Origin of the sequence: Bradyrhizobium sp. LCT2, assembly GCF_009931255.1 — a bacterium.
Taxonomy (GTDB): Bacteria; Pseudomonadota; Alphaproteobacteria; order Rhizobiales; family Xanthobacteraceae; genus Bradyrhizobium; species Bradyrhizobium diazoefficiens.
This window is the reverse complement of record NZ_CP034432.1, coordinates 4,087,922-4,100,821: the sequence shown is the minus strand read 5'-3', so window position 1 is coordinate 4,100,821 and position 12,900 is coordinate 4,087,922. Positions and strand designations below refer to the sequence as shown.

At 63.1% G+C, this 12,900-nt stretch carries 11 protein-coding genes and 1 tRNA gene; 6 read left to right on the top strand and 6 right to left on the bottom strand.

Annotated features, from left to right (window positions below):
- The first annotated feature begins 35 nt into the window (after positions 1-35).
- Complete coding sequence (locus EI171_RS19635) at positions 36-1,406, top strand: hypothetical protein (protein ID WP_161534447.1); 1,371 nt, start codon at positions 36-38, stop codon at positions 1,404-1,406.
- On the opposite strand, the gene EI171_RS19630 is transcribed toward EI171_RS19635, so the two are convergent.
- A complete protein-coding gene (locus tag EI171_RS19630; RefSeq protein WP_161534446.1) occupies positions 1,392-2,147 on the bottom strand; it encodes an alpha/beta fold hydrolase in 756 nt (251 codons plus the stop codon). The two genes, EI171_RS19635 and EI171_RS19630, sit on opposite strands and share 15 nt — an antisense overlap.
- A 35-nt stretch (positions 2,148-2,182) precedes the next feature.
- Positions 2,183-3,319: a hypothetical protein gene (locus EI171_RS19625; protein WP_161534445.1), complete on the bottom strand. Its 1,137-nt coding sequence runs from the start codon at positions 3,317-3,319 to the stop codon at positions 2,183-2,185.
- 305 nt (positions 3,320-3,624) lie between these two features.
- Between EI171_RS19625 and EI171_RS19620 the strand changes: the two genes are divergently transcribed.
- Both EI171_RS19620 and EI171_RS19615 read left to right on the top strand, forming a co-directional pair.
- A complete protein-coding gene (locus tag EI171_RS19620) occupies positions 3,625-3,870 on the top strand; it encodes a zinc-finger domain-containing protein (protein WP_007602543.1) in 246 nt (81 codons plus the stop codon).
- Positions 3,871-3,889: 19 nt separating this feature from the next.
- A complete protein-coding gene (locus tag EI171_RS19615; protein ID WP_097532370.1) occupies positions 3,890-5,092 on the top strand; it encodes an FAD-dependent monooxygenase in 1,203 nt (400 codons plus the stop codon).
- A 25-nt stretch (positions 5,093-5,117) separates the two neighbouring features.
- Here the strand turns inward: EI171_RS19615 and EI171_RS19610 are convergent, their stop codons facing one another.
- Complete coding sequence (locus EI171_RS19610) at positions 5,118-5,540, bottom strand: hypothetical protein (protein WP_060908086.1); 423 nt, start codon at positions 5,538-5,540, stop codon at positions 5,118-5,120.
- A gap of 173 nt (positions 5,541-5,713) precedes the next feature.
- On the opposite strand from EI171_RS19610, the gene EI171_RS19605 reads away from it, so the two are divergent.
- Positions 5,714-5,800, top strand: a tRNA-Leu gene (locus EI171_RS19605).
- A 544-nt stretch (positions 5,801-6,344) separates the two neighbouring features.
- Here the strand turns inward: EI171_RS19605 and EI171_RS19600 are convergent.
- Positions 6,345-7,547 (bottom strand): peptidoglycan-binding protein, encoded by a 1,203-nt coding sequence (locus EI171_RS19600; RefSeq protein WP_161534444.1) that lies wholly within the window; start codon positions 7,545-7,547, stop codon positions 6,345-6,347.
- Between the two features lie 410 nt (positions 7,548-7,957).
- On the opposite strand from EI171_RS19600, the gene EI171_RS19595 reads away from it, so the two are divergent.
- A complete protein-coding gene (locus EI171_RS19595) occupies positions 7,958-8,122 on the top strand; it encodes a helix-turn-helix domain-containing protein (RefSeq protein ID WP_161534443.1) in 165 nt (54 codons plus the stop codon).
- 581 nt (positions 8,123-8,703) lie between these two features.
- Positions 8,704-8,979, top strand: coding sequence for a hypothetical protein (locus EI171_RS19590; RefSeq protein ID WP_161534442.1), 276 nt, complete (start codon positions 8,704-8,706; stop codon positions 8,977-8,979).
- A 482-nt stretch (positions 8,980-9,461) separates the two neighbouring features.
- On the opposite strand, the gene EI171_RS19585 is transcribed toward EI171_RS19590, so the two are convergent.
- Both EI171_RS19585 and EI171_RS19580 read right to left on the bottom strand, forming a co-directional pair.
- Positions 9,462-12,209 carry an AMP-binding protein gene (locus tag EI171_RS19585; RefSeq protein ID WP_246740585.1) on the bottom strand — a complete coding sequence of 916 codons (2,748 nt, stop codon included), beginning with the start codon at positions 12,207-12,209 and terminating at the stop codon, positions 9,462-9,464.
- A gap of 253 nt (positions 12,210-12,462) precedes the next feature.
- Positions 12,463-12,846: a response regulator gene (locus EI171_RS19580; protein WP_202633165.1), complete on the bottom strand. Its 384-nt coding sequence runs from the start codon at positions 12,844-12,846 to the stop codon at positions 12,463-12,465.
- Positions 12,847-12,900 lie beyond the last annotated feature (54 nt).

The following is a 12,900-nucleotide window of genomic DNA, read 5'->3' as shown; positions in this document are numbered from 1 at the left end:
ATTGCAGGCATGGTCCGGACGACGACGGAGCGGATTTGACCACCACCACCGATCATTTGCGCGCGCGCCCCGCGGGCTCGTTCTGGGTGCGGCTCGCCGCTCTGGCCCTACCCCTCCTGATGATCGCGCCGGCGTTCTGGAACGGCTATCCGCTGTTGCAGTGGGATACCGGCGGCTATCTGGCGCGCTGGTACGAGGGCTATCTCGTCCCCAGCCGGTCCACCGTGTTCGGCCTCTATCTCCACTCCGGCGAAAGCTTCGGCTTCTGGATCAACCTCGCGATCCAGTCGCTGGCGACGCTGTGGCTGTTGCAGCTCAGCTTGCGCGTCCTCGGCCTGTTGCAGACGTTCCGCTTCGTCGCGATCAGCCTGCTCCTGATCCTGTCGACCGCGCTGCCCTGGCTGGCCAGCATGCTGCTCACGGACATCTTCGCGGGACTGTCGGTGCTGTCGCTGTTCCTTCTCGTCGTCGGAGCCCAGCGCACGTCGCCGCACGAAAAAATCGCGCTGTTCGTCTTCACCGCCTTTGCCGCCGCAACCCACAGCGCCACGCTCGGCGTGCTGCTCGGACTCTGCCTCGCCGGCTGGATGGCGCGGCCGTTCGTGGGCCGCAGGCTTCCGCTCGCCGGACTGGCGCAGGCGAGCATGACCATCGTCGCGGGCGGCCTGATGCTGGTCTCGGCGAACCATGCGCTGTCGGGCAAATGGGCCTGGACGCCGGGCGGCTACGGCGTCGCCTTCGGCCGCATGATGCAGGACGGCATCGTCGCGCGCTATCTCAACGACCACTGCCCGCGCGAGAGCTTCAAGCTCTGTCCCTATCGGAACGAATTGCCGGCGACCGCCGACGAATTCCTGTGGGGCAAGAGCGTGTTCAACACGCTCGGCCGGTTTGAGGGCATGAACGACGAGATGAGCTATATCGTCGTGCACTCGCTCGCCGACTATCCGGCCTGGCAGGCCGGCGCCGCACTGCGGGCGGTGGGCCAGCAATTGCTGCACGTGGCGACCGGCGAAGGCACCAGCGGCTGGATCCCGCACACCTACGGCATCATCGAGCGCTACATCCCCGCACAGATCGCGCCGATGCGCGCGGCGCGGCAACAGCAATGGGATGTCAATTTCGACTACGTCAACTGGCTGCATGTTCCCGTCGCGCTGGCCTCGATGCTGGCGCTGGTCGGGTTGCTCGCGCATGCGCTGGCGCGCCGCCGGCTCGACGATCTGACGCTGCTGGCGGCGACGGTGACGCTCGCGCTGCTCGGCAACGCCTTCATCTGCGCCGTCATCTCCGGTCCGCACGACCGCTACGGCGCGCGCATGGTGTGGGTTGCGACCTTCGTGGTGCTGATGGCGCTGGCGCGCGCGTTCGGCGACGAGGAACCTAAAGGCTCAGCCGCGGCGTGAGAGAAAATCGAGCACGCCGGTCTTGTAGACCTTGTCGCCGACCGCGCGCATGTGATCGCGGCCCGGTATGTCGAGCACTTCCGAGCCCGGAATGATGGCGCCGAGCGCGCTGGCCGAGCCAGCGACGTCGTCGGTTGAGCCGACCGCGATCAGCACGGGCACGTCGATGCGTGCAGCTTCGCCCCTGGTCATGAGGTCGCGCGTGCCGCGCAGGCAGGCGGCGAGCGCCCTCCGATCAGAGCGGGTCTGATCGGCAAACGCGCGGAAGGTGCGCCCCACGGGATCGGAGACGTCGTCGAGCGCGGGCGCTTCCAGCGCCTTCGCGACATTCTCGCCGGGCCCGGTGCCCTCGATCAGGCCGCCGATGCCGATGCCGCCGAGGATCGCCGAGCGCAGGCGCTGCGGCTCGTTCAGGGAGAGCCACGCCGTCATCCGCCCACCCATCGAGTAGCCCATGATGTCGGCCTGCGGGATGGCGAGATGGTCCATCAGCGCGAGCACGTCGCCGGCCATGGTCGGGATCGAGTATTGCGTGGGCTCGTAGAGCTTTGCGCTTTCGCCGTGGCCGCGATTGTCGAGTGCGATGACACGGCGGCCGTTCTTGCGCAGCTCCGAGACCCAGGTCGGATAGACCCAGTTCACGTTCTTGCTGGAGGCAAAGCCGTGCACCAGGATGATCGGATCGCCCTCGCCTTCGTCGAGATAGGCAATTTCAACGGCGCCGTTGTGAAAGCTCGGCATCAGATATTCCGCGGTGTTGAGGGGAAGGGTTGATTCTAGGCCGGACCGGCCGCACTTGCCAGAGCGGCTTCGGCGGCGACCTGCGCCCGGCGAAGCCGCCTCGCCCGTCTGCGATCGCACCAGGCCTGCGTCAGGCGCTCGGTGGTGGCCTTGATCGAAGACAACAGGCCGAACAGCGTCAGCGCCGCACCGAACAGCCAGAGCGCAAGATCGAACACGCCGCCGACGAGCAGCAGCGCGCCGCGGCCCAAGAGCTTCATGATCGCTCGGGTCTTGCTGCCCTGCGCTTCGGCAAGCCGCGCCGCGCGCGCGACGTCCTTGGGGCCCTCGGCGATGCGCAAGCTGTCCATCGCGCCGCGCGTGCCGGTCTTCTCGGCAACGCGCGTGACGTCCTTGCCGAGCCGGACCAGGGCACCTGCCTTCTCGGCACGGAACGCGGCCTTGATCGCGCTCACGGTCTGGCCCGGCCGCAGCACCGAGCCGGACGCCACCGCGTTCTGGAGCACCGGCGTGTCGACAACCTCGCGCGCGGACCGGCCGGCCCAGGCCGCGAGGCCCTCGCCGAGCCGCCCGACTTTCCGCGCATCCTTCACCAGCGTCAGGCCGGCGCGCACGGGCGCGGCGCCGCCGATGGACACATAGGTTGCCGCCGTCACCGCAAGGCCGGCGGCTGCAAGGCCTAGCACCAGGCGGTCGGTGTCCTCGCCCATGGCGAGATGCTTGCCCTCGCGCACGACGTCCCTGACGTCGCCGATCACGAAGAGATCGCCGGCCACGGTTCCGGACAGGCTCGCGACATCGTCGGCGTTGCCGGTGACGAGCCCGGTGGCGAAGCGCCTGGCAAAATGCGAGGTGGAGTTTTCGTCCTTGACCGCATCGCTCACCCTGGCGAGGAGGTCGTCGGGCAGCGCGATGTTGCGGTCACGCGCCAGCGCAACAAAACTGTCGGCGAGATCGGCATCGCCGGCGGCGAGCGCGGCCTCGATATTGTCCTGAACCAGGCGGTCGTTCTGTCGCAGTACGGCGTCGAGCTTCAGCTCGGACAGCGCGGCCGGATCATCCTGGGCGGCGAGAATCGCGCCGGCCTCGCGGGCGTGCGGCGCGACCTGCGCGAGCATGAAGCTGCATGCCGCGATGCCGGTCAACGCTGTGCTGATTCGCAGCCACTTCATGCCAAGAGCCCGGATGTTCCCAGATCGTTTGCGCCCGAAGGTTGATCTTTTGCCGCAATTCCACTCGTCCACAGACATAGTATGCCAAAATTGCGACACAACGTCCCCGACGAAAGAAGGGCTTCTCTCAGGCCGCAAGATTGTGTCGAATTTGCATGAGCAAATGAGCATGGGGCAGTTGCGAACCTTTCGGTTCCGCCGGGCTAGCAATCATCTGCACCCGCCAGTATGGTCCGCGGCGCCTCAAAGATGCCGCGTCAGTTGTGATTGTGTCTGCCGCCACTGCCACTCCAGGATGAGTTACGATGTCCGACCATGTCGTCCCGCACTTCCATAACGATGCCGGTGTTCCCGTCATCGAGATCGGCTCGCAAGAGTTCATGTGCGTGGGCGCCAACCCTCCGTTCGATCATCCTCACGTCTTCCTCGACCTCGGCAACGACAACGAGATCATCTGCCCCTACTGCTCGACGCTGTACCGCTTCGCGGCCGACCTGAAGGCCGGCGAAGCCCGTCCGCCGGAATGCGTCCTGAAGGACAAGGTGGCCTGACCGCGTCCACCGGTCAGGGGTGGCGCTCTCCCGAACGATTGTCATTGCCGGAGCCGGAATCGGTGGACTGACGGCCGCGCTTGCGCTGGCCGCCCGGGGCTTCCGTATCGTCGTGCTGGAAAAAGCCGAGCGCCTCGAGGAAGTCGGTGCGGGCTTGCAACTCTCCCCCAATGCGAGCCGCGTGCTGGTCGGGCTCGGCCTGACCGAACGGCTCAAGCTGCGTGCCGTCGTCCCGGAGGCGGTCTCGATCATGAGCGCGCGGGCGGGCGGCGAACTGCTGCGCATGCCGCTCGGCGAAGCGGCCTCGGTGCGCGCCGGCGCACCCTATTGGGTGGTGCACCGTGCCGACCTGCAATCCGCGCTCGCCGGCGCGGTCTCCGACCATCCCGACATCGACCTGAAGCTAGGTGCGACCTTCGAAGACGTCGCGCCTCATGCCAAGGGGCTGACCGTCGTCCATCGCAGCGGCACGATCCGCCGCAGCGATCTTGCCAGCGCGCTGATCGGCGCCGACGGCATCTGGTCGACGGTACGCCAGCATCTGTTTCCCGAGATCCAGCCGCGCTTCTCCGGGCTGATCGCCTGGCGCGGTACGCTCGACGCCACGCAGCTGCCGAAGGACTACACCGCGCGCCGGGTCCAGCTCTGGATGGGCCCGAACGCCCACCTCGTCGCCTATCCGATCGCGGGCGGACGACAGATCAACGTGGTCGCGGTGCTGCCTGGCACCTGGAACAGGCCGGGCTGGAGCACGCCCGGCGATCCGCGCGAGGTGATGGATGCGTTCGCCGCGCCGCGCTGGCCGTCGCAGGCGCGGATGATGCTCGCCGCAGTCGATAGCTGGCGCAAATGGGCGCTGTTCGGCGTGCCCGACGGCTGCCCCTGGAGCAAAGGCCCGGTCGCGCTGCTCGGCGACGCCGTGCATGCGATGCTGCCGTTCGCCGCGCAAGGCGCCGGCATGGCGATCGAGGATGCCGCCGTGCTGGCACAGCATCTGAGCCCCGAGACTGCCGAGAGCACGGACGGCATCGTCGCAGCGCTGAAACAATATGGCCGTGCACGCCAGGCGCGCGTGCGACGGGTGCAGCGGACCGCACGGCAGCAGGGCCGTATCTATCATTTCAGCGGACCGCTCGCGATCGCGCGCGATGTTGCGATCCGGGCGCTCGGCCCGGAGCGCATGCTGGCGCGGCAGGACTGGATCTACGGCTGGCGCCCCTGATGCGAAGCGCTGCAGGCGCGGCGCTTCAGCGGACCGCTTTCCCGGATTTCGGCGCAGGCTTGGCGGCAGCTGCAGGCGCCGGCGCAGCAGCCGGTGCCGGCTCGGGCGGCGTTTCGCGGCACCTGTTGCGGCGCCAGGCCTCTTCGGCCAGCTGCGCCTGACCACGCACCGCGACGTACTCGTTGCGATAGGCGAGTTCGGCCACGACGGCGCCGCCGGCGCCGGTCTGCGCCTTGTCCATCAGCCTCTGCAAGTCCGCGGTGCGGCTGGCGAGCCCCTTGCGCTCGGACTCGAGCTGCTTGCAATCATACAGATCGTATCTTGCCGGATCGGCAAACGCCGGAGCGACCGTCTCGCTCATGCTCGCGCAGCCGGACAGCGCGCCGCCCGCGAGCAGCACGAAAAGCGCGCCGCAAAAGCGCAGGCGATGGGAAAGCGAAGCAACCATGCCGGATGAATAGTCCCCGTGGATTGAGAATGCCTAAAGCAGCAACAGATGTCCGGATTGAGGCTTTGCCTTGTGCGGCCGGCTCGCTTAAGGAAGAACCACCCACCCGGCCCGCGAAGCGCCAATTCCAAACGGCCGAAGGTGGACTTAAGTGTTTGATCTCGTTGGATCAAGCGGGCATGGCGGAATTGGTAGACGCAAGGGACTTAAAATCCCTCGAGGGAAACGTCGTGTGGGTTCGAGTCCCACTGCCCGCACCATCTTGATTTTGCTACTAAAACTGACGATTTCATCTAACGCAATTTCGCGGGCTTAAAGCCGTCAGGGTACGTTTCCGGGTACGAACACCCCGGAGCGTATCACGCAAGTTGTCAACATAGACGATAAAACCTACGCGCGCTCCCACGTAAAGGCAGCGAACAGGGCGAGTTTTTTCGCCCGCGCCCTGGGAGATCGGGCAGACGAAAAACCGCGCCTATTCTTGCTACAAGGGCAGCAGGGGGGCCAGCCGCTGGGGTAGTAGTGGGCGGCGCTTTCAAAGCGTCGGCATCGGTCGAGCGCACAGGCGCGGCGGGCTCCCTGGCCTAACCATCTCGCCGCCACAACAGGACCCACTTACACACGATCACGCGGCCCGGCTTCTCGGGCGTGATCGGCTGCAGGCTGACCTGCCGGCCGACGATGGCCTTTAGTTGCACAGCCCTTCGTCCCGTCGAGGATCGGGGGCTAATGCCGGCTTGAGCTGCAACTCGTCGTGGTGCTCGCTGCGTAGCGCCCACCATTGACCGCTTCTCCCGCTTAGCCCTACATTGGCTGTGACATCGGTGCGTCAGGGTGCCCGCCCCGCCGCTTCTCGACTTCGTACCTATGCTGACAATTCGCAATCAGCTTCTGAACATTCCCATTGAACATTGGAATTTTGATATACAACGTGCCACGCGAAGTCTCGATTTCCGCCAGTACTCGCCATGTAGTCTCCGCCACCTCTGGACCGTCGTGAGTGAAAATGAGGCTCGCAACGGTTATTCTATTCCTCCATTTCTCGGCCGGGAAACTAGTCGGTTCGACGGGACCGTCATTAATACGCTTCTTGCCGATGATGCCGTTATCAAAACGCGAGGTGATGAATCCGAGCGAAGCCGCTGGGTCGTGGTCGTTTTCCAGCGTTGCCTGGAACGGCACCTGATTTCTCTCGCAGAATCCCTCCACGTTTGCGACCGCACCTGTGCCATTGCTTTGTCTGGATAGCACCGTGTATTCCATCTCCTCGGTCATAGGGTTTATGTGTTCTCGCAACGTCCATTTCACGTCAGACAGTTTAGCCGCGTACTCTGGCCCCTTTCTTTGGGCCTCATCAATCTTTTGTCGCCACTCCGCGGCTCTTGCTGCTTCCTCCTCTAGTCGTTTTTTCTCTCGCTCCTCTGCTTCCTGTTTAGCCTGTTCCTCCGCGCGCTTTGCCTGCTCTTCAGCCTGTTTCTTAGCGTCGATCGCAGCCCGTTTAGCCTTGGCTTCGGCTGCAGCACGTGCTTCGCGAGCTTCCATCTCCTCCGGGCTTTGAAGGACAGCTACACGCTGCTGGTCAGATAAGAAACCTGTCGGACTTGCGCCGATACTCCGTTGATAGTCCCGAATAGCCGCCCGGGTGTTTAGACCGAACTGGCCGTCCGGATTCGCCCGGTACTTCTGCACCCGGTTGCGCAAGAATCCCTTAATGATCAGCGCCTGTTGAATTTCGATGTGCTCCTCTGGAGTAAGTTTTGACTCGAGGAGAGCATCACGGCGGAGCCTGGCCCGCAAAATTGCGGTGCGCGCGTTGAATGCGCTGATGACGCAGTTTACGTGCGCTTGAGTGATCGGCTGGGCTGGCGGCGGTGGAAATCCGTAGAACCGGTCAAGTTGCGAGGGCTGCGGAGGAAGCCCGCAGCGCCAGCTTACTGATTGGTTGAATGCGTTCTGTTCAGTTTCGTCTCTATCGCTCTTGAAGGCCGCCCAAAATGCCGAACTCATATTCCAGTCCGCGCTGGCGGCATCTGAATTGCTGCATAATATTATTGCTAGAGCGGTATTCACACCATGACTGCAGTCGAAACTGGGCCCATCGATAGCGTGTACTGATCCTGTGCTGCAAAGTAAGACCGACGCGAGCGTGGTGATCCAAGTGGCTTTCTGAAGCATGTGGAATGATCCCAGCTGGCGTCTCACTTTCCACTTTTCGCAGCACCACTCTGTTGATCCATGTCAATTTGCCCTGGAGGTGCACGTTCAGCGCGCCGACGACAGTTTCTCTTTGTGCACGTTAGCGTTCAGCACCCGGCATCGCGGCGTCAATCGTGGTGGAAGGCATTACCCGTAAACTTCCCAAGTGTTGGCAACCAGGCGCGCTGGTTAAGTGGTCGGCAGGTTCTGAGCGCCGCACCATGAAAGCACCGAAGCCAAAGCAATGGGCCGAGCAGGAAGTCCGACGCTTGGTCAGGCTCGCCCGGCAGGGCGTCGGCGTATCGAAGATTGCCGCTGAACTGGGCCGCCATGCCGGGTCGGTGAGACGAATGGCCCGAACGATGGGAATGCTGTTGAAGAAGTAGCTGTCGTTCGCTGCGCGTAGGCGCTGAATCGAATGCAGGGCGGCGGCCCTACAGCCCAAAACTGCGGCGCATCTCCCGCACAAGCCTGAACGCAGCGTCAGTATTTCGGCCGTAGAAGAGCGCCTGATCGAGCTGCGAAAGAATGGTCAGCCCAAATAGGGCGATAGCAATGCCTCTAAGCATGGTTGTGGACCGGGTTGAACGATGCAGCGCAAGTTCAAACGGCCCCAGCCGCAGGTTGGGAGAACAGCCGGGGCCGGCATTCCCATTCCAATGTGCCGCAATCGGCGGTAATCGGCACGCTCCCAGCTAGCCAAATAAAGACTAATAAATTGTTTCGTAAGTCCCGGATTCGGAGCACTGCGCCTTGATGATCCGCAACGAGCACGTGCTTCGCAACGCAACACGAGCGTCGCCCACAATTGATCCGGCTGCGGCGCCCGCTCAAGCCGCTACGACGCGCAAAGAGGACATTCACCGTCAGCGGCTTCACTTAGCTGCCGACCAATCTCGCCCATAAGAGCGTTCGGCTCCCAGTTCGTGCCGTCACTCTTGACGACCCTCTTGGCGCGCTCGAAAGCATGGCTCTCAGCCGCATCATCCCCTATCCGAACATGATGAGCCTCGAACCAACATCAGTGGAAGTGGGATCGACTGTGACTGCTGACGATTCAAAAGCGGCCTACGACAAGCTGATGGAGATGGCCGAGAAGCAGCATGCGTTAGCGCCAACTAAAACCATTCAACAATTGTTCGCTGCGGTATTCGCAGCCCCGGCCAACGCCAAGCTGGCCGCTGCTGCGCATCGCCGACCGACTGCAAGCTCCACCAGTGGCGACGAGCTACAGCGGAGATGAATATGGTTTCGCGATGCAAAGGAAAGCCGAGCGGGCCTCCTTTCACTCGGTCGGTCGCGTCGCGAGGGTGATGGGATGCAGGTCTCCTGTCACCCCAAAGTCCCGGAGGGTTTATTCATCCACTCCGGGCGCGCGCAGTGGGTGGTCGTGCGGGAATAACAACGCCCACAGCCGGGGCGGTCTTAGACAGGGTGCAACTCCCTCTTCGTCGTTACCTCCGGAGACTGGCCCTGGCATTTTTTGACGACGAGACGGGGAGCCCGCGATGACCCGATCCCGGATCACCATCCCTGTCCGCTATGGTGCGCATAACGGACTCTTAGTCAGGCATCGCGTCATGTCTGAAGAGGGCCGATACCGGATGTCCGCGAGATATCTGATTGTATAGCGCGCAACAATCTAGATAGGCACTTCCGTCCTGATAGCCGCGCCGCATGATTTAGCCGTTCGGCGATGAACCCATCGTGATGCGGTCGTCCGACTCAGGTTTGGATTCTGATAGGGCTACCGACCTGCGCCCTGTGAGATGAAATTGGCGACGTGTGCGGTTCAATGGAAGACGGCACGCCGTCAGCCACAGCGTCCATTCTTTGCCGCAGATGGGCAACCAGACGTTCCGCGCCGATGGTCAGGCACTCACCGTGTCCTCCAGGCACCTGGATCACCTCGAGTTGCGAACTGAGAGCTCGCCATGCGCGACCCTCGTGATCGGCTGCGTAGAACGTCACAGGAACGTCGAGCGGTACCGGGAGATGTTGCGCCATTGCGAGCGAATAGAACTCCCATAACGCGGGCGGAATCGTATCATAGGGATTGAGGACAGCATCATGCAGTTTCTTGGGATTGGTTAGAGCGGTATACAGCTGGCCAACCCGCTTGCTCGTCGACCCGTTGAAGAACTGCTCGAGCCGGACCATCAGCTGATAGGTCCAGCGCAGACTGTAAGGCGAGACTAGTCGCTTCATCGGTCTGAGGATCGCTTGCGCCGCCGCACGGGCACCAACGGTCGGCGGGTCAACCATTGCGACCATATCAACCCTGTGGCCGGCTGCCATCAGCAGGCGAGCCGCTTCGAATGCCACCATGGCGCCGTTGCAGAAGCCGCCCAGCAGGAAAGGTCCGCTCGCCTGTCTTTCCAAGATGAGCGGCAGGCGATCGGCAGCCATCTTCTCGATCGACGGCGGAATCGCCTCCCCGTGAAGACCATGGGGATCGATGGAGATGATGGGGTAGTCGGGCCCGAGAAGCTCCACCATCCTCTGCATCGAGGTGTGGCCGCTGACGAGGCTCCCATTGAAGAAGTAGAGCGCAGGCCGATCGCCACTGGCATTGAATTGCAAGACAGGGGTTGGCTGCGTGCCCGGCTCGATGGCGATTTTCGGAGCTAGTTGCCGGACCGTCTCTGCTCCGAACAGGATCGTATCCGGCAGGGCACGGCCGATGCGCCGTTCGACTTCAAGAAGCATTTCCATCGCTAGAAGGGAATCGCCCCCGCTGGCAAAAAAATCGTCGTCGATCGTTAAGGCGTCTGCCTTGAGCAGCTTCCGCCACAGGGTCAGCAATTCAGCTTCCAGATTCAGCGGTACTTTATTCACGTCAGGCACGGGCATCGCGTCCTGATGCCCCCACAGCCCTTCGAGGGATTCGCGCAGTCGTCGTCGTTGAACTTTTCCCGTTGCCCCCTTTGGCAGTTGCTCGAGCATGAGAATGCGCCGCGGAATCTTGAACGAGGCCAACTCGTTTTGCAGGAACGGGCGCAGCTGCGCAGGTATCGTCTGCGCGCCAGGACGGAGAACGATGGCGGCGGCGACGTCCTCGCCAAGGCGCGGATGGGGGATTGAGAAAGCTGCAGCCTCGGCTATGGCCGGATGGCGTAGCAGGGCGGCTTCGATCTCAGCGGGGGCGATCTTCTCGCCGCCGCGGTTGATCAACTCGCTGAGGCGGCCGTGCAGGGAAAGGAAGCCATCTTCGTCGAGGCTGCCGATATCGCCCGTGCGAAACCATCCCTCCACGAAACCGGCTTGATTGAGTTCCGGCGCATCGAGATAGCCAGACGTCACAGTGGGGCCACGAATCCAGATTTCCCCCTGCTCGCCAGCTGGCAAGGGATGTCCATTCTCACCAACAATAGCGACAGTATCAGGCCAAGGCCGCCCGCAAGTCCCGGGCCTGTTCGGGCCGGGCGGTGGCAGGTTGGCGGCGATTTGCGCAGCTTCGCTGGAGCCATAATGCTCAAGCACAGGCACACCCAAAGCCCCCTGCAGGCCGTCCTGGACCTCTTTCGCAAGCGGCGCGCCGCCCGAGACCACGAACCGCAAGGTGTGCGCCGTTTGCGCATTCTGAGAGGTAGCCTTGTCGAGCACCGCAGCGTGGAGCGTGGGGCCAGCCGAATACCAAGTCGGCCGCAGGATATCGAACCACTCATCCAGCGCCACGATGGCACCGCTCGTCGGGACAGCAATGCTGCCGCCGGTCAGGAGCGGTGTGAAAACCGTTACTTTGAGCCCATGAGAATAGAAAGGGGGCGACACGCTCAGGCAGCGGTCGTGGGGCGTGAGGCCGAACCACGCCTGAAGACGTGCGGCCGCCGCCAGCATGTTGCTGTGGCTGAACGGAATGAGCTTTGGCTGGGCGGTCGTGCCTGACGTCTGCAGGATGAAGGCGGGCGCGTGTGGAGCAGGTTCAGCGTCGATCGCAGCGGAGTCGGCCGCGCGCAAAGCGGCACGAAATCCAAGCTGACCATGTCCGACCGGAACGGCTTCGATGACGGCGATCCCGCGCCGCTCGGCGGCTTGCCGGCCTTCGGAACCACTGCCTTGCGGCACGAGAAGCGCGTTCAGGCGCAGCATGTCAAGCCGCTGGTTTATCTCCGCTGGAGACAGCCGGGGATCAAGAGGAACCGCGATGCTGCAGCAGGCGACCGCCACGGTTGCGAGAACCGCCTCCGGACCATACGGCATGAGCACCCCGATCCGGGCACTGCGATCGAACCCACCCAAACGCAACTGCCTGCGGATGTCGTCCAGTTGACGCTGCAGATCGCCGTACGTCAGCGGCGCGAACATGCTGGAGACGATCGCCGGCTGGTTTGGGAACCGGCTCGCAGTCCGACCAATGACTTGCCCCAGCGCGCATTGCGCCTCGGGCTCTGTACCGTCGGGGGCGAACGAGATGCGCTTCGAGCAGATTCCGCGGGCTGACGTCACGTTCTGTCGGAGCAAATTCGTCACAGAAGCCCCCTCTCAGCCACCGCAATCGGCAAACATTAGGCCGGCTCCCCTCCAAACCACGCAACTGGCAATGATGAGTACCTCGAAAATGGTAGCGATCTTGCCTTAGAGTGTCTCTCCTTGGGAGGCCCCCTTGGGTCACGAGCCGTAATACTTGCGGTGAGCAAATCAAGTCGGCTCTGCCTTCGACAGGAGACCTCAGCAAGATTCTCCTGCACTTGTCGCGATGGGCCAATAGCCGAAGATGCACCCACTAGGTGGGCGAGCCTGTGTTGAGAAGCTGGGATACCGCGGTAACCAATTGCGCTGGAGCAAACGGTTTCTTCTGCAGAACGCTGTTGGGCACTCCCTCTGACGGCCAATCTTCGGCGGCAGCGCCCGTCATGTAGACCACGGGAAATGCAGGATCGATCTGCCTGACAAGGCGCGCAATCTCCCAACCCTTCATCGGCCCTTTGAGGTTGACGTCGGTTACGAGCGCCGAATACTTGACCACGCCGCTTTCCACCATAGCCACCGCTTCTTGTCCGGAAGCGACCGTCGTCAGGTCGAAGCCGCCCTCCTTCAAGGCGTCGTGAACGATTTCCTGTAATGGTTCCTCGTCCTCAACAACGAGAATAATGGGCACGCCTTCCATCTCCCCCTCCACGCAGCGTCAACCCGAGCCGCAGCAGGCGCAACGCATTGGAGG